Annotated in this window: 16 protein-coding genes; 6 read left to right on the top strand and 10 right to left on the bottom strand. The window is 55.0% G+C overall.

The annotated features are described in order from the left end of the window. Positions 1-116: 116 nt before the first annotated feature. From ppdD to hofC, 3 genes are read left to right on the top strand one after another with little or no spacing between them, the layout of a single operon-like run. Entirely contained in the window at positions 117-554 is a 438-nt protein-coding gene (gene ppdD / locus RTU33_RS06685) for a prepilin peptidase-dependent pilin (RefSeq protein ID WP_312626156.1), read from the top strand. A 10-nt stretch (positions 555-564) separates the two neighbouring features. After that, the gene (gene gspE / locus RTU33_RS06680; protein ID WP_312626155.1) at positions 565-1,950 is read left to right on the top strand and encodes a type II secretion system protein GspE; all 1,386 of its coding nucleotides are present in this window, start codon (positions 565-567) and stop codon (positions 1,948-1,950) included. Further along, positions 1,940-3,139, top strand: a complete 1,200-nt coding sequence (gene hofC / locus RTU33_RS06675) for a protein transport protein HofC (protein WP_312626154.1) — start codon at positions 1,940-1,942, stop codon at positions 3,137-3,139. Before gspE ends, hofC begins: the two co-directional genes overlap by 11 nt. Before the next feature lie 36 nt (positions 3,140-3,175). Here the strand turns inward: hofC and RTU33_RS06670 are convergent, their stop codons facing one another. Continuing rightward, positions 3,176-4,219 carry a GMP reductase gene (locus RTU33_RS06670; protein ID WP_312626153.1) on the bottom strand — a complete coding sequence of 348 codons (1,044 nt, stop codon included), beginning with the start codon at positions 4,217-4,219 and terminating at the stop codon, positions 3,176-3,178. Between the two features lie 228 nt (positions 4,220-4,447). On the opposite strand from RTU33_RS06670, the gene coaE reads away from it, so the two are divergent. From coaE to yacG, 3 genes are read left to right on the top strand one after another with little or no spacing between them, the layout of a single operon-like run. Further along, complete coding sequence (gene coaE / locus RTU33_RS06665) at positions 4,448-5,068, top strand: dephospho-CoA kinase (protein ID WP_312626152.1); 621 nt, start codon at positions 4,448-4,450, stop codon at positions 5,066-5,068. Continuing rightward, on the top strand, positions 5,068-5,811 hold the full coding sequence (zapD, locus tag RTU33_RS06660; RefSeq protein ID WP_312626151.1) for a cell division protein ZapD: 744 nt from the start codon (positions 5,068-5,070) through the stop codon (positions 5,809-5,811). The genes coaE and zapD overlap by 1 nt, the downstream gene beginning before the upstream one ends. Positions 5,812-5,820: 9 nt before the next feature. Further along, positions 5,821-6,015, top strand: a complete 195-nt coding sequence (yacG, locus tag RTU33_RS06655) for a DNA gyrase inhibitor YacG (protein ID WP_312626149.1) — start codon at positions 5,821-5,823, stop codon at positions 6,013-6,015. Here the strand turns inward: yacG and mutT are convergent. The 9 genes from mutT to murC form a co-directional block, all read right to left on the bottom strand. Next, the gene (gene mutT, locus RTU33_RS06650) at positions 6,012-6,404 is read right to left on the bottom strand and encodes an 8-oxo-dGTP diphosphatase MutT (RefSeq protein ID WP_312626148.1); all 393 of its coding nucleotides are present in this window, start codon (positions 6,402-6,404) and stop codon (positions 6,012-6,014) included. The two genes, yacG and mutT, sit on opposite strands and share 4 nt — an antisense overlap. A gap of 61 nt (positions 6,405-6,465) precedes the next feature. Next, entirely contained in the window at positions 6,466-9,171 is a 2,706-nt protein-coding gene (gene secA, locus RTU33_RS06645) for a preprotein translocase subunit SecA (RefSeq protein ID WP_312626277.1), read from the bottom strand. Positions 9,172-9,229: 58 nt separating this feature from the next. Next, positions 9,230-9,730 (bottom strand): secA translation cis-regulator SecM, encoded by a 501-nt coding sequence (gene secM / locus RTU33_RS06640; protein WP_312626147.1) that lies wholly within the window; start codon positions 9,728-9,730, stop codon positions 9,230-9,232. Between the two features lie 265 nt (positions 9,731-9,995). After that, positions 9,996-10,913 carry a UDP-3-O-acyl-N-acetylglucosamine deacetylase gene (gene lpxC, locus RTU33_RS06635; RefSeq protein WP_097162873.1) on the bottom strand — a complete coding sequence of 306 codons (918 nt, stop codon included), beginning with the start codon at positions 10,911-10,913 and terminating at the stop codon, positions 9,996-9,998. Positions 10,914-11,013: 100 nt separating this feature from the next. Then, a complete protein-coding gene (gene ftsZ / locus RTU33_RS06630; protein ID WP_312626143.1) occupies positions 11,014-12,165 on the bottom strand; it encodes a cell division protein FtsZ in 1,152 nt (383 codons plus the stop codon). Positions 12,166-12,227: 62 nt separating this feature from the next. Then, entirely contained in the window at positions 12,228-13,484 is a 1,257-nt protein-coding gene (ftsA, locus tag RTU33_RS06625; RefSeq protein WP_097162871.1) for a cell division protein FtsA, read from the bottom strand. Next, positions 13,481-14,317, bottom strand: a complete 837-nt coding sequence (ftsQ, locus tag RTU33_RS06620; RefSeq protein ID WP_312626142.1) for a cell division protein FtsQ — start codon at positions 14,315-14,317, stop codon at positions 13,481-13,483. The genes ftsA and ftsQ overlap by 4 nt, the downstream gene beginning before the upstream one ends. A 1-nt stretch (position 14,318) precedes the next feature. Next, a complete protein-coding gene (locus RTU33_RS06615) occupies positions 14,319-15,239 on the bottom strand; it encodes a D-alanine--D-alanine ligase (RefSeq protein WP_312626141.1) in 921 nt (306 codons plus the stop codon). Beyond that, entirely contained in the window at positions 15,232-16,707 is a 1,476-nt protein-coding gene (gene murC / locus RTU33_RS06610) for a UDP-N-acetylmuramate--L-alanine ligase (protein ID WP_312626140.1), read from the bottom strand. The genes RTU33_RS06615 and murC overlap by 8 nt, the downstream gene beginning before the upstream one ends. Positions 16,708-16,712: the final 5 nt, after the last annotated feature.

The following is a 16,712-nucleotide window of genomic DNA, read 5'->3' as shown; positions in this document are numbered from 1 at the left end:
AACACTGCTGCAAGTCATGAAATAATTCAGAAGCCCCCTTCCCGATTTCCTTTTTGCCTTTCGCTATTTCCTGCCGCTGCCGTCTACAGTGCTCCCGTCAAACTAAGGAGCAACTTATGGATAAACAGCAAGGATTCACCCTGATTGAGCTGATGGTCGTCATCGGTATTATCGCCATTCTCAGTGCCATCGGCATTCCGGCCTACCAGAACTACCTGCGCAAAGCCGCGCTAACCGACATGCTGCAAACTTTTGTACCCTATCGAACCGCGATCGAGCTATGCGCGCTCGATCATGGCGGGATCGCCCCCTGTGACGGAAGCAGTAACGGCATTCCTGCGCCAGCCACCAGCCGCTATGTTTCTGCCATGGAGATCGCTCAGGGCACCGTTACCTTAACAGGCCAGGAGAGCCTCAACGGACTAAGCGTGACGCTAAAGCCAGTCTGGAGCGATGCTAACGGCATAACCGGTTGGCAGAGAACCTGCAACATAGCCAGCGACAGCGCGCTTAAGCAGGCCTGCGAAGACGTTTTCCGCTTTGACGCAGCCTGAGGATGCGAGGATGAATCACGATCAGCTCGTCACACTTTGTCAGCGGCACCGTGCCGTGCTGCTGAGTAACGACGACCAGATGCTGAGCATTGCCGTTGTCGGTTCGCCGCCCGTTGAACTCATGGACGCACTGCGTTTTGCCACTCACAAGCGGATAGACATCGAATGCTGGGAACAGACGCGGATGGACAAACATCTGCATACCGCCCTGGAGTCTCACCTGCCCATAGCGCGCGATGACACGGGCAACATCGTTGAGCTGCTGAACCAGACGTTTGAGCAGGCGTTACAGCAGCGGGCATCGGACATACACTTTGAACCTGGCGAAGAAGTCCTTCGCATACGTTTACGGGTAGACGGCGTGCTGCACGCCCTCCCAGCTTTCTCACCCATGCTAAGCAACCCATTGATTGCCCGCCTCAAAGTATTGGGCAATCTGGATATTGCCGAGCGAAGGCTGCCGCAGGACGGACAATTTACCGTTGATATTGCCGGACGCAGCGTCTCCTTTCGTATCGCCACGCTCCCGTGTCGCGGCGGAGAAAAAGTCGTACTGCGCCTGCTGCATCAGGTCACGCAGGCGCTGGATGTCACCGCTTTAGGGATGAGCAACGCCCAGCTTCAGGCCTTTCGCCAGGCGCTGACCCAGCCTCAGGGGCTGATGCTGGTCACGGGCCCGACGGGAAGCGGCAAAACGGTAACCCTGTACAGCGCGTTGCAGGAACGAAATCGCCCCGAGATCAACCTGTGCAGCGTTGAAGATCCGGTCGAAATTCCGCTCGACGGGATCAACCAGACGCAGATCAACACCCGCGCGGGGCTGACATTTCAAAGCGTGCTGCGGGCATTGCTTCGCCAGGATCCCGACGTGGTGATGGTGGGTGAAATTCGCGACGCTGAAACGGCTGAAATCGCCATTAAAGCGGCGCAGACCGGGCATCTTGTGCTCTCAACGTTGCACACGAACTCCACTACCGAAACGCTCGTTCGTCTGCAACAAATGGGCGTCGCCCGCTGGATGATCTCCTCAGCCCTGCTGCTGGTCATTGCGCAGCGGCTGGTACGTCGGCTGTGTCCTCACTGTTGCGAGCAGCAAGGTGATTACGAAGCTATGCCCGGAACGTTGTGGCCTCGCCCTCTGCCGCACTGGCGAGCCGTTGGCTGCGAACACTGTTACCACGGTTACCATGGCCGCATTGCGCTATTTGAGGTGCTGGCGATTACGCCAGAGTTAAAACAGGCGATTGTCAGCGGCAGCACGCCTGAAGAAGTGGAGCAGTTAGCACGCCGATCGGGCATGACGACACTGTTTGAGCACGGCTGCGAAGCTGTGGAGCGAGGGCAAACTACGGTGGAAGAACTGTTGCGCGTTTTGGGTGTTCCTCATGGCACCTAAATGTCTCTGGTACTGGCGAGGGGTGACAGAACAGGGGGAAGCCAGAGAGGGCAGCGTCTGGGCGGAGAATAAAATTGTCGCCCTGGAGCTGGCCGAATCTGAAGGCATAGCACCGTTAACAATCTCACGCAAGACAACGTACAAATCGCAGTGGCAAACCCGGCACAGCAGCGAGTTAATGCACCAGCTTGCCACGCTGCTTCAGGCGGGATTGACGCTCTCCGGCAGCCTGCAGCTTTTAGCAGAGCAACATCCGATACCGCAGTGGCAAGCGCTGATGCAGGATCTGGCTCGCAGGCTCGCTCAGGGAGAGCCCCTTTCCACCGCGATGCAGCAGTGGCCGGAGGCTTTTCCACCGCTTTATCCCGCCCTGATTCAGGCGGGCGAAATGACCGGTAAGCTGGATTACTGCTGCACGCATCTTGCGCGCCAACAGGAAGAACAGCGCCAGCTGAGCCTGAAGGTGAAAAAAGCGCTGCGCTACCCGATGATCATCCTGCTGCTGGCGCTGTTGGTCGTGACTGGCATGAGCGGATTTGTGTTGCCGGAATTTGCTGCCATTTATCGCACTTTTAACACACCGCTGCCTGCGCTAACCCGAATGGTTATGGCGCTTTCCACCGCCGTTCAACAGGGTTTACCGCTCATTTTAGGGCTTGCTGTTCTGCCCTTTATCCTGCGGCCGCTGCTGCAACGTAGCCCTCGCTGGCAGCAGTTTCGTCCTCAGGTGCTGTTGAGAATACCGGTCGTTTCAGGATTAGTTCGGGGGCAAATGCTGAGTCAGATTTATACCGTTCTGGCGCTAACCCAGAATGCCGGGATCCCTTTTCTGCAAGGGCTGGAAAGCGTCCAGAAAACGCTGACCTGCCCCTGGTGGCGAGGCGTCATCGAACAGATGATTGGCGCGATTGCATCGGGGAACGCTGTCTGGCAGGCCATGGAGGCACAAAGCATCTTTACGCCCTTGTGTAAGCAGCTGGTCAGAACGGGAGAAGTGTCAGGCGCGCTGGATAGCATGCTGGAAAATCTGGCTCAGTATCATAGTCAGCAAACGCATCAGCAGGCGGATAACCTGGCCACGCTACTGGAACCCGTTATGTTACTGGTGACGGGAGTCATCATCGGCACGCTGGTGGTGGCGATGTACCTGCCGATATTTCATTTGGGAGATGCAATTAGCGGGGGATAAACGCTGGCGCGGTCGCTACGCCAGCGTCTGACGTCATTACAGGCTGTTGAACACGCGGTTCTCTTGTTCCTGAACGCGGATAAAAGTGGTGCGCTTGGTCAGCTCTTTCAGGCGTGCAGCACCAACATACGTACAGGCAGAACGCAGGCCGCCGAGAATATCACGCGCGGTATGTTCAACCGGGCCACGCAGCGTCAGCTTAACGGTTTTACCTTCAGCTGCACGGTATTTTGCAACACCACCCACGTGACGGTTCATCGCCGATTCAGAGCTCATGCCGTAGAACAGCATGAACTTCTCACCGTTCTCTTCAACCACGGTGCCGCCGCTCTCTTCGTGACCGGCCAGCATACCGCCCAGCATCACGAAGTCCGCACCGCCGCCGAAGGCTTTCGCTACATCGCCTGGCATGGTGCAACCACCATCGCTGACGATCTGACCGCCCAGGCCGTGAGCCGCATCGGCACATTCAATCACAGCAGAGAGCTGCGGATAGCCAACGCCCGTTTTCACGCGAGTGGTACACACGGAACCCGGGCCAATACCCACTTTAACGATGTCTGCACCAGCCAGAATCAGCTCTTCGCACATTTCACCCGTTACCACGTTACCGGCACAGATAGTCTTGTCTTTCCAGGCATCACGCGCTTTCGATACGAACTGCACGAAGTGCTCGGAGTAGCCGTTTGCCACGTCGATACACACAAAACTCAGGGCAGGATTCAGATTCAGGATCTGCTTCGTCTTATCGAAATCCGCGTCGGACGTGCCGGTTGAGACCATGACATGCTTCAAAACATCTTCAGAAACGCTTGCCGTAAAATCGCGCCATTCCTCAACGGAATAGTGTTTGTGTACAGCGGTCAGAATACCAAACGCAGCCAGCGCTTTTGCCATCGCAAACGTGCCAACGGTATCCATATTTGCGGCAATAACAGGCACACCAGACCAGGTTTTTCCGGAATGTTTAAAGGTGTATTCGCGTTCCAGCTCAACTTCGGAACGGCTTTTGAGGGTAGAGCGTTTAGGGCGGATAAGAACGTCTTTGAAACCTAACTTCAGATCTTCTTCGATACGCATGTGCGGATTCCTGGGGTTAGAGGCAAAAATGGGCTAAGCACAACTCCAGTGACGTTATCATACGCAGTAATCATCCCTTCGCAAGACTGCGATTTTCACTTTTTTTACGCTACAATCGTTCAAATTTACCTGGTGAACAGCGAACTTTCAGTCCATCGCGACAGTTATTGAAAGCTTATATTTCAACCAATTGATTTTTAGCGGTAATTCTTCACAGGACAAGGTGGTATGGTCTATACAGTGGCGTTAACAGGCGGCATCGGCAGCGGGAAAAGTACCGTTGCAGCGGCTTTTGCCAACCTGGGAACCGACATTGTTGATGCCGATATCATTGCCCGCCAGGTGGTCGAGCCCGGTTCACCGGCGTTAGCCACCATCGTCAGCCGTTATGGCGCAGAAACGCTGATGGCTGATGGCACGCTCAACCGCCGTCAGTTACGGGAGCGTATTTTTGCGCACGCAGATGAAAAGATTTGGCTGAATGCCTTACTCCATCCGCTGATTCAACAGGAAACCCAGCGCCAGATGAAGCAGGCGACGTCACCCTACGTGCTCTGGGTCGTGCCATTGCTGGTTGAAAATCATCTCTGGCAAAAGGCCAATCGCGTGCTGGTCGTCGACGTTTCAGAGGAAACGCAGCTCCTGCGCACCACACAGCGTGACCATGTGACTGAAGCACACGCAAAACAAATTATTGCCGCCCAGGCCACGCGCGAACAGCGTCTTGCCGTGGCGGATGACGTCATTGATAACAACGGCGCACCAGATGCCATTGCATTGGATGTAGCCCGCCTGCATGCCCACTATCTTGAGCTGGCGCATCAGGCCGATTTACAGGAAAAACCGTAATGCACACCCACGTCCTTTTTGAACATCCCCTGAATGAGAAAATGCGCACCTGGCTACGTATTGAGTTTCTGATTCAGCAACTGAACTGTAATCTGCCGGTTCAGGATCACGCCAGCGCCCTGCATTTTTTCAGGAACATCAGTGATTTACTGGATGTGTTTGAGCGAGGTGAAGTGCGCACCGAACTGCAGAAAGAGCTGGAGCGCCAGCAGCGTAAACTGAAGCAGTGGGATGAAGTGCCGGGTGTTGATAAAAGCCGTATTGAAGCGTTACGTCAGCAGCTTAAAAACAGCAGCGGTATTTTGATGACGGCCCCACGCATTGGGCAGTTGCTGCGTGAAGATAAGCTGATTGGCCTGGTACGCCAGCGTCTGAGTATCCCCGGCGGCTGTTGCAGCTTCGATTTACCCACTCTGCACATCTGGCTGCACGCACCGCAGAGCAAACGTGACGCGCAGGTTTATCACTGGCTGGAAAGCCTGGAGCCGATGAACCAGGCATTAACGCTGATTCTCGATCTTATCCGTAACTCCGCCCCCTATCGCAAACAGACCAGCCTGAACGGCTTTTTCCAGGACAACGGTGATGATGCCGACCTGCTGCGTCTGCAGCTGGCACTCGACGATCAGCTCTATCCACAAATATCCGGACATAAGAGCCGCTTCGCCATCCGCTTCCTGCCGCTGGACAGCGAAAACGGCCTCGTGCCCGAGCGTCTGGATTTCGAACTGGCCTGCTGTTAAGGAGTCACGATGAGCGATATCACCACCGTTAACTGCCCGACCTGTGGCAAAAGCATTGTCTGGGGAGAACAGAGCCCGTTCCGCCCATTTTGCAGCAAACGCTGCCAGCTGATTGATCTTGGCGAATGGGCTGCCGAAGAGAAGCGGATCCCAAGTGCGGGCGATCTCTCCGACAGCGATGACTGGAGCGAAGAACAGCCTTAAGCTTCGGCGATCAGCTTCGCAATCACCGGTTCGTTGGCAGGAGGAAACTCTTCTGCCAACAGATCCTTCTGCGCTACCCAGCGCCCCGGCTGTCCTTCTTTGCCCCACGGCTCTCCCTGCCAGCTGTCCACCAGCCAGAACCAAAGCGTGATATGCCGGTCCGGGAACTGATATTCCAGTTTATCGAACAGGTAAGCGGATTCCGGCAAAATACCCACTTCTTCAAACAGCTCGCGCGCCAGTGCCATTTCCGGACTTTCGCCCTCTTCGATTTTGCCGCCCGGGAATTCCCACATATTGGCCATATGTGCATCCGCAGCGCGTTGAGTAATAAAGATTTCACCGGCGGCGTTACGCAGAATACCGGTTGAGATTTGCAGGCTTTTCATTGTATTAGCTCCATAAAAAAGGCGCTGTTACCAGCGCCCTCTGTTTTATCATCAGCAGCTATCAGGCGATACGGCCATGGCACTGCTTATATTTCTTACCAGAGCCGCATGGGCAAGGATCGTTACGGCCGACTTTGCGCTCACCAGTTTGTGCTGCCAGAGATTCTGCGGCTGCGGTATCGTCGTCGAGGTGGCTGAGCTGCTGCATTTGCGCCAGGCGCTCTGCTTCCTCACGGCGCTGCTCTTCCATCGCCTCGACTTCTTCCGGCATGCGGACCTGGACTTTGCACAAGGTGCTGATCACTTCATACTTCAGCGTCTCCAGCATCGCAGCAAACATGGAGAATGATTCACGCTTATATTCCTGCTTCGGATCTTTCTGCGCGTAACCACGCAGATGGATACCCTGACGCAGGTAGTCCATCGCAGCCAGGTGCTCCTTCCACAGGGAGTCGAGCGTCTGCAGCATCACGCCTTTCTCGAAGTGGCGCATCATTTCTGTGCCGACCACTTCCTCTTTACGCTGGTAGACTTCAATCCCGCTTTGCAGAATACGTTCGCGCAGGGTTTCTTCGTGCAGCTCAGGCTCTTTATCCAGCCACTCTTTGATTGGCAGGTCGAGGTCGAAGTCATTTTTCAGACGTTCCTGCAAGCCTTCAATATCCCACATCTCTTCAAGGGACTGCGGCGGAATGTGTGCATCAATAGTCGCTTTGAACACGTCTTCGCGAATGCTGGCGATGGTTTCGCTTACGTCGGATACGTCCAGCAGTTCGTTACGCTGGGTGTAGATTGCGCGGCGCTGGTCGTTGGCGACGTCATCATATTCCAGTAGCTGCTTACGGATATCGAAGTTGCGGCTTTCAACTTTGCGCTGCGCGTTAGCAATCGCTTTGGTCACCCACGGGTGTTCAATGGCTTCACCAGGCTTCATCCCCAGCTTACGCATCATGCCGGATACGCGATCCGAGGCAAAGATACGCATCAGTGCATCTTCCATCGACAGGTAGAAGCGGGAAGAACCGGCATCACCCTGACGGCCCGAACGGCCACGCAGCTGGTTATCGATACGGCGAGATTCGTGACGCTCGGTGCCTACGATGTGCAGGCCACCCGCCGCCAGTACCGCGTCGTGGCGAACCTGCCAGTCAGCTTTAATCTGCGCAATCTGTTCTTCCGTCGGCGCCTCAAGCTGTGCGACTTCAGCCTGCCAGCTACCGCCAAGCATGATGTCCGTACCACGACCTGCCATGTTGGTGGCGATAGTTACGGTAGAGGGATAACCGGCCTGAGCAACAATATCGGCTTCGCTGGCGTGGAATTTGGCGTTCAGAACGTTATGTTTGATACCTGCTTTGGTCAGCTCCTGAGAAACGACTTCTGATTTCTCGATGGAGATGGTACCCACCAGAACCGGCTGGCCTTTGGCGGTGCGCTCTTTGATGTCCTCGATGATTGCCTGAATTTTCTCGGCTTCGGTCATATAGACCAAATCAGGCATGTCTTTACGGATCATCGGGCGGTTCGTCGGCACGACCACGGTATCGAGTTTGTAAATGGAGCTGAACTCGAACGCTTCCGTATCCGCCGTACCGGTCATCCCCGCCAGTTTTTCATACAGGCGGAAGTAGTTCTGGAAGGTGATAGACGCCAGGGTCTGGTTCTCGTTCTGAATCTCAACGCCTTCTTTCGCTTCAACGGCCTGATGCAGACCGTCAGACCAGCGACGGCCCTGCATAGTACGGCCAGTGTGCTCATCGACGATGATGACTTCACCGTCTTTTACGATGTAGTCAACGTCGCGGGCAAACAGCACATGTGCGCGCAGCGCAGCAGTGACGTGATGCATCAACATGATGTTAGCCGGAGAATAGAGCGACTCGCCCTCTTCCATGATGCCTTCTTTCACCAGCAGCTCTTCAACCAGGACAAGACCACGTTCGGTGATGTTTACCTGACGCGCTTTCTCGTCCACGGAGAAGTGGCCTTCACCCTGGAAGGTGTCTGAATCTTCTTTTTCCTGACGGATCAGGTGTGGAATGATTTTGTTAACCTGCTTATACATCTCGGAGCTGTCTTCAGCCGGGCCGGAGATGATAAGCGGGGTACGCGCTTCATCGATCAGGATGGAGTCCACTTCATCCACCAGCGCATAGTGCAGCTTGCGCTGAACGCGCTCTTCCGGGCTGAACGCCATGTTATCGCGTAGGTAATCGAAGCCGTATTCGTTGTTGGTACCGTAAGTGATATCAGCGGCATAGGCTTCACGTTTTGCTGGCGCTGGCATGCCGGACATGTTTACCGCGACGCTCATGCCGAGGAATTCGAACAGCGGACGGTTGTTTTCGGCGTCACGCTGGGCCAGATAGTCGTTGACGGTAACAACGTGAACACCCTTACCGGACAGCGCGTTGACGTAGGCTGGCAGCGTTGCGGTCAGGGTTTTACCTTCACCGGTACGCATTTCCGCGATGCAACGATCGTTCAGCACCATCCCGCCGAGCAGCTGCACGTCGAAGTGACGCATGCCAAACACACGCTTACTGGCTTCACGCACCACGGCAAACGCTTCCGGAATCAGGCTCTCAACGGTAGCGCCTTTTTCCAGACGTTCGCGGAACTCCTGGGTTTTGGCTTTGAGCTCATCGTCGGAGAGTTTTTCCAGCTCCGGTTCCATGGCATTGATTTGTGCAACGGTTTTACGCATGCGGCGCAGCGTACGGTCGTTACGGCTACCGAAAACTTTGGTCAATAAATTAAGCATAATTAAAATCTCAATCGCCCCGCCTTGCGGAGTCTTAGTCATTAGTTGAAGGTTATTTTTATCAGCTAAGGCGTTGAGGTCCGGCGCGAATGCCGTGTACCTGGCTTACCCAGGCGCTAACAGAAAAGCTGTCGTCCGATGCAGACTGTGCATCACCGGACGCCGAACGAATGATGGCTGGCGGCTGGCTTTCACGCATCAGCAGCGCGCTGAGCGTATCCAGTAAGGCCAGATGGTGCACTTCGAGCGGTGCCGAAGCTTCTGCCGTTGGCAGCGCCTGCGGTGCCATTGCGAAGGAGAGATGGCGGATAACCGTGCGGATGGCATGTTGATGCCAGTAATCGACGGTAAAGGCCGGACGGCGATTGCCTTCCAGCATCAGCTGGGTGAAGTTAACCTTCGCAGTGGCCGTCTGGCTGCTGGCGGTTTTAGTCGGCGGCGCAGACTCGGCGGTATTGGCAATCGCAGGCAGGCCGAATCCTGCCGCGACCATCCCCAACAGGAGATGCGGCCAGAAGTATCGTCTGCCAAACTGTCGCCAGCGCGTCAGTATTCCGCTCACTTACCTTTTCCACCCTGGTTGCCAGGCAACCTATCTAAATTTTTTAAGCGCCCAGATAGTACCACTAATGGCACTCCCCGGCAGCAGGAATGACGGAAAACCACGCGGAAAAGTGTTCATGAAACCAGCGATCGCACGAGTTTATGCAGAAGTTTATACGCTAAGCAGCGTGGAGAAAAAATTCGGGGGTCTAAAAAGAAAAACGACTGGCTTCCTGGACGGAGAGAGTACCAGGTTACCAGTCGAATTTACAGAATGGTCAGGCTTACGCCAGAACCATTGACGGTGCTTTGAACGCCAGCGGCAGTTCAGCTTCGTCTTCGAAGGTCACAAACTCCCAGGCTTCCTGTTTGGCCAGGACGGCCTGCAAAAGCTTATTATTCAGCGCGTGACCAGATTTGAACGCCGTGAATGCACCGATGATATTGTGACCACACATGAAGAGGTCACCAATCGCATCCAGCATTTTGTGGCGAACAAATTCATCTTCAAAGCGAAGACCGTCTTCGTTCAATACGCGATAATCGTCAACAACGATGGCACAATCGAAGCTGCCGCCCAGGCACAAGCCGCGGGACTGCAGATATTCGATATCACGCATGAAACCAAAAGTACGCGCGCGGCTAATCTGGCGCATGAACGCATCCGCAGAGAAGTTCATAGCGTAACGCTGGTTGCTGCCGTCAATCGCCGGATGATTAAAATCGATGGTGAAATCCAACGAAAAACCATTGTACGGCTTGAATTCAGCCCACTTGTCGCCGTCTTCTACGCGAACCGTTTCTTTGATGCGCACAAATTTCTTGGCACAGTTCAGTTCATCAATCCCTGCGTCGAGCAGCAGATAAACGAACGGAGCGGCGCTACCGTCCATGATCGGGATCTCTGGTGCATCGACTTCAATCATGATGTTATCGATACCCAGGCCCGCCAGGGCGGCATTCAGGTGCTCAACCGTTGAAATCCGCACGTCATGCTCGTTGACAAGGCAAGTACAGAGCATGGTATCACGCACAGATTTGGCATCTGCCGGAAAATCAACCGGTGGATTCAAGTCGGTGCGACGATAGATGACCCCGGTATTTGCCGGCGCAGGGCGCAGCGTCAGTGTGACCTTCTTGCCGGTATGTAAACCGACGCCAGTCGCCTGAACGATACGTTTAAGAGTCCTTTGTTTGATCATCGTATAATCTCGCCAAATTACCTATCCAACCGAAGTGTACTATACATTCGGCAGGCCAGTTTAGCACAAAGAGCGCACATACCCAACTTCCAGCTAATTCTTAATCAGCTTGCTTACGCAGGAAGGCTGGAATATCCAGATAATCCGGTTCTTTCGTGGTCTGCGGCGTATTGTCGTTTACCACTTTAGCGGCCGGCTTCTGTTCTTGCGTCAACGGCGCCATGCCGTGCTGCTGATAGCGGTCCATCACTGGCTGCTGCTGTTGCTTGTTGGTCACCAGGGTAATTTCTGGACGCTTATCCATACCGATACCGGTAGCAACAACGGTCACGCGCAGCTCGTCGTTCATATCCGGGTCAAGTGAAGTACCGATAACCACGGTCGCGTTATCCGAAGCAAATGCACGGATGGTGTTACCGACGGTTTCGAATTCATCCAGACGCAGATCGAAGCCAGCGGTAATGTTAACCAGCACGCCGCGTGCGCCAGACAGGTCGATATCTTCCAGCAGTGGGGAAGAGATAGCCATTTCAGCCGCTTCTTCCGCACGATCCTCACCGCTTGCCAGACCGGAGCCCATCATCGCATAGCCCATTTCGGACATGACGGTGCGCACGTCAGCAAAGTCGACGTTCATCAGACCCGGACGAGTAATCAGCTCGGCGATACCCTGAACTGCGCCTTTCAGCACGTCGTTCGCTGCGCCAAACGCGTCCAGCAGGGAGATACCGCGACCCAGCACTTTCAGCAGCTTGTCGTTAGGAATCGTGATCAGCGAGTCCACGTGTTTGGACAGCTCAGCGATACCCTGCTCCGCAAACGCCATACGCTTCTTGCCTTCAAAGTTGAAAGGCTTAGTCACGACAGCAACGGTCAGAATACCCAGATCTTTGGCAACTTCCGCTACAACAGGTGCTGCACCAGTACCGGTACCGCCGCCCATGCCGGCTGCGATAAACACCATGTCAGCACCTTCCAGCGCAGAACGCAGGGCTTCACGGTCTTCGTCTGCCGCATTGCGGCCAACTTCCGGGTTTGCGCCAGCGCCCAGACCTTTGGTAATTCCGTTACCAATCTGAATGGTCTGACCGACGGCAGTTTTACGCAACGCCTGGGCGTCCGTATTTACTGCGAAGAATTCAACACCCTCAATGCGCTCGCGCACCATGTGCTCGACGGCGTTACCACCGCCACCACCGACGCCGATGACTTTAATCACCGCGTCGTTGGTCAGTTCCATAGGTTCAAACATAGTTTCTCTCTCCGTTGTGCCTGTCGCCTGAGAGCGCTAATTTTCGACGCTCTCTTAAAAAATTAAAACTCTTTTCGCAGCCAGGTATTGATTCGTTTGATCCACGAACTCACTGCGACACGTTTTTCCACTTCCGCTTCACCACTCAAATGTGACTCTTTGCCGTAGTGCAGCAGGCCCACCGCCGTTGAGTAATAAGGCTCCTGGGCATAATCCGTCAGTCCGGTGATGTTCAGCGGCGCGCCGATGCGCACCTGCGTATGGAACACGCGCTGCGCGCAGGCGGCAAGGCCTTCAATTTGCGCAGCACCACCGGTCAGAACAATACCTGCCGCCAGATGGTGTTTGACACCCTGCTGGCGCAGCTGTTCCTGCAATTGCAAAATCTCTTCGTTCACCAGGTTCAGCAGCTCGGTATAACGCGGCTCGATGACCTCGGCCAGCGTCTGGCGCTGCAAACTGCGCGGCGGACGACCGCCCACGCTTGGCACTTCCACGCTTTCGTCTTTACCGACGATAGAGCCAAGCGCACAGCCGTGGCGAACTTTAATCGCTTCGGCATCGCTCGGTGGCGTACCGAAGGCGTAAGCGATGTCGCTGGTTACTACGTTCCCTGCATAAGGGATAACTTTGGTATGGCGTAGCGCACCGCCGGTATAGACGGCGATGTCCATAGTACCACCGCCCACGTCGACCACACAGACGCCCAGCTCACGTTCATCTTCCGTCAGCACGGAATAGCTCGACGCCAGCCCGGCGAAAATCAGTTGGTCAACTTTCAGGCCACAACGTTCCACGGCTTTAACAATGTTCTTCGCCATATCGTTGTGGCAGGTAATCAGATGCACCTTCGCCTGCATACGCACGCCAGACAAGCCTACCGGGTTTTTGATCCCTTCCTGGTAGTCAATGGCATATTCCTGCGGAATCACATGCAACACGCGATGCTCGTCGCGGACACGTACAGATTTCGCCGTGTGGACTACGTTTTCAACGTCTTCCTGCGTCACTTCTTCTTCTGAAATTGGCACCATGCCGATTTCATTCTGACAGCTTATATGTTTACCCGAAAGCGCCAGATACACGGATGATATCTGGCAATCCGCCATCAGCTCGGCCTGGTCAATGGCGCGCTGTACGCACTTCACCACGGATTCCAGGTCATTAACGCCGCCTTTGTCCATACCCCGGGATGGGCAACTGCCCACGCCAATGATATTCACCATTCCGTCGGGCAGAACTTCCCCTACCAAAGCGGCTACCTTCGCGGTACCAATTTCCAGTCCTACTACCAGTTTTCTGTCCGTCGCTTTGATCATTGTTGCTCTGCCTGTGCCTGATTTTGTTGTTGATGTGTATCCTCTACGGGAGCGGGCTGCCAGCCTACTGCCGCGCCTGAGTCATAACGCAAATCAACGTAGCTTATCCGTTTGCCATCGGTCTGCGCCTGCTGCTGAAGAACAGGATAGAGTTCTAAAAAGCGCTCAAGCCTTTTCATCGTATCGCCGCGCCCCAGATTCAGTTTGATGTCATTACTTAACGTCAACTGCCAGGAGCGGCGTGCGGTCATCGCCGCCACTTTCAACGTAAATTTCCCTTTTGCCAGCATTTGTCCCATATCGCGATAGCCCTGCAGCACTTCGTTCTCACTGCCTTCCGGACCATACAACATCGGCAAATTCTGCTTGCTGGTGCGATCCGCCGGTACGCTGAATGCGTTACCGTCACTATCGACCATATGCTGATCATTCCAGCGCGCAATCGGCACATATTCAACCAGATGAATCTTCAATTCGTCCGGCCACTGCTTACGAACGCTCGCCTGTTTAATCCAGGGCAGGCGCTCAATTTGACTCTGAATGATATTCACGTCCTGCGTCATGAACGTTCCCGGCGGACCGAGGGCCAGAATCGCCTGGCGAATATCATCATTTCTCGTGTAGTGCCGCTCCCCGGTCACTACCAGCTTGGATAAAGGCAGACGCTGCGCGTCTTCCATCCAGCCCAGTACCATCCAGCCGCTCATCAACACGGTGCATAATACCGCGAGCAGGAACACAATCCCTGCAAGACGCGTTCCATTATTTCTGCGCGAAGAAGCGATGTCGTCCTCTTCTTCCCGATTCCGTGTGTTCAGTGCTGCCTGCGACATATCAACCCGCCAGGTCCAGAATGCGTACTACCAACTGCGAGAAGCTCATGCCCGCCTGACGCGCCGCCATCGGCACCAGGCTGTGGCTGGTCATCCCTGGAGAAGTATTGGCTTCCAGCAGATATAACTGACCATCGCTGTCCTGCATCACGTCAATGCGTCCCCACCCTGAACAACCTAAAACAGTCCAGGCTTTGAGCACCAGGGCACGCATTTCCTGTTCACGGCTCAGATCTTCACAACCTGGGCAGAAATACTGCGTCTCGTCAGAGAGATACTTCGCCTCATAATCATAGAAGACTCCGGCTGGTTGGATACGAACCGATGGCAAAATTTCTTCACCAAGTACCGCAACGGTAAATTCCGGGCCGCTTAACCATTTTTCTATGAGTACTTCTTCATCATGCTGAAAAGCCAGCGTTAAGGCATCTAAAAGTGCACCACTTTCTGTCACTTTCGACATGCCGACGCTGGATCCTTCCCGGCTGGGCTTCACAATCAGCGGTAAACCCAGCGTGGCAATACGTTGCTGTTCGTCCTGGCTCAGACCATTGGCGAACTGTGCGCGGGTCAAAGCAACCCACGGCGCAACCGGTAATCCTGCGCCCTGCCACAGCAGCTTGCTACGCAGTTTGTCCATCGACAGCGCCGAGGCCATCACGCCGCTGCCGGTGTAAGGCAGGCCAATCAGCTCCAGTAATCCCTGAAGCGTGCCATCTTCACCACCCCGTCCGTGCAGAGCAATAAACGCTTTCTTAAAACCGTCTTTTTTCAGCTGCGTAATATCGACATCGCGCGGATCAACGCCGTGTGCATCAATGCCGGCTTCACGCAGACCAGCCACAACCGCAGCGCCAGAATTGAGTGAAACTTCACGTTCAGCGGAAGTGCCGCCGAGAAGGACAGCGATTCTATTAGCCATGACGCTCCTCCTCCTGTGTTTGCGGCTTGAGTTTGATTTCCGCTAAGTTACGCGCAATTTTGCCGATATTCCCTGCGCCCTGAATCAGAATCAGGTCATTGCCGGTCAGCACGGGTGCCAGCATTTCCGCCACCTTCGCCGGGTCCGAGACCAGAATCGGGTCTACCTTTCCACGCCCGCGAATGGTGCGGCACAGCGAACGGCTATCGGCTCCAGGAATGGGCGCTTCGCCCGCCGGATACACTTCCAGCATCAGCAGCGAATCCACTTCGGTCAGCACGTTTGCGAAATCGTCATACAGGTCGCGCGTACGGGTGAAGCGGTGAGGCTGGAAAATCATCACCAGATTTTTATCCGGCCAGCCCGCGCGCGCCGCTTTAATGGTGGCGTCGACCTCAGTCGGGTGATGACCGTAGTCATCAACCAGCATTGCACTACCGCTTTTACCGTTCACGCTTTCCAGCGGGAACTCACCGAGGAAGTCGAAACGACGGCCGGTGCCCTGGAAACTTTCCAGCGCGCGCAAAATGGCGTCGTCTTCGATGCCTTCTTCTGTTGCCACCGCAACCGCCGCCGCCGCGTTCAGGGCGTTATGGCGACCTGGCGCATTCAGCGTCACGTTCAGTGGCGCTTTGTCCTGGCGAATCAGCGTAAAGTGCCCCTGCGCGCCAATCTGCTTGTACTCTTCAACGCGCACGTCAGCGTCGTCGCTGAAGCCGTATGTTGTGATCTGACGCCCGACGCGAGGCAGCAGCTCACGAATCACCGGATCGTCCACGCACATCACCGCACGACCATAAAACGGCAAATTGTGCAGGAAATTAATAAACGTCTGCTTTAAATTTTCAAAGTCGCCCTGGTAGGTATCCATATGGTCGGCTTCGATGTTGGTGACAATCGCCACCATCGGCTGCAGGTGGAGGAATGACGCATCGCTCTCATCCGCTTCAGCAATCAGGTAACGGCTGTGGCCGAGACGAGCGTGAACACCCGCCGCTTTCACCAGACCGCCGTTGACGAAAGTTGGATCGAGGCCCGCTTCCGCGTAAATGCTCGACACCATTGCCGTAGTGGTGGTTTTACCATGCGTGCCGGCAATCGCGATCCCGTGACGGAAGCGCATCAACTCCGCCAGCATTTCTGCGCGGCGAATCACCGGAATGCGCGCCTCGTGGGCGGCAACGATTTCCGGGTTATCGGCGGAAATGGCGCTGGAAACAACCACAACGCTCGCATTACGCACGTTTTCCGGGCGATGGTTGAAATAAATCGTGGCACCCAGCGCCGTCAGCTGCTGAGTCACCGGGTTCGGCGCTAAATCCGAACCGCTAATCTGATACCCTTCATTAGCCAACACTTCGGCAATACCGCCCATGCCAGCACCGCCGATGCCAACAAAGTGGATGTGCCGGACGCGACGCATCTCGGGCACAATGGAACGCAGTTTTGCCAGTTGTTGTGTATTCATTCTCT

It is taken from the genome of Scandinavium sp., from assembly GCF_032012665.1.
Lineage (GTDB): Bacteria > Pseudomonadota > Gammaproteobacteria > Enterobacterales > Enterobacteriaceae > Scandinavium.
Note: the sequence above shows the minus strand (reverse complement) of the source record. Positions and strands in the feature narration are given on the sequence as shown.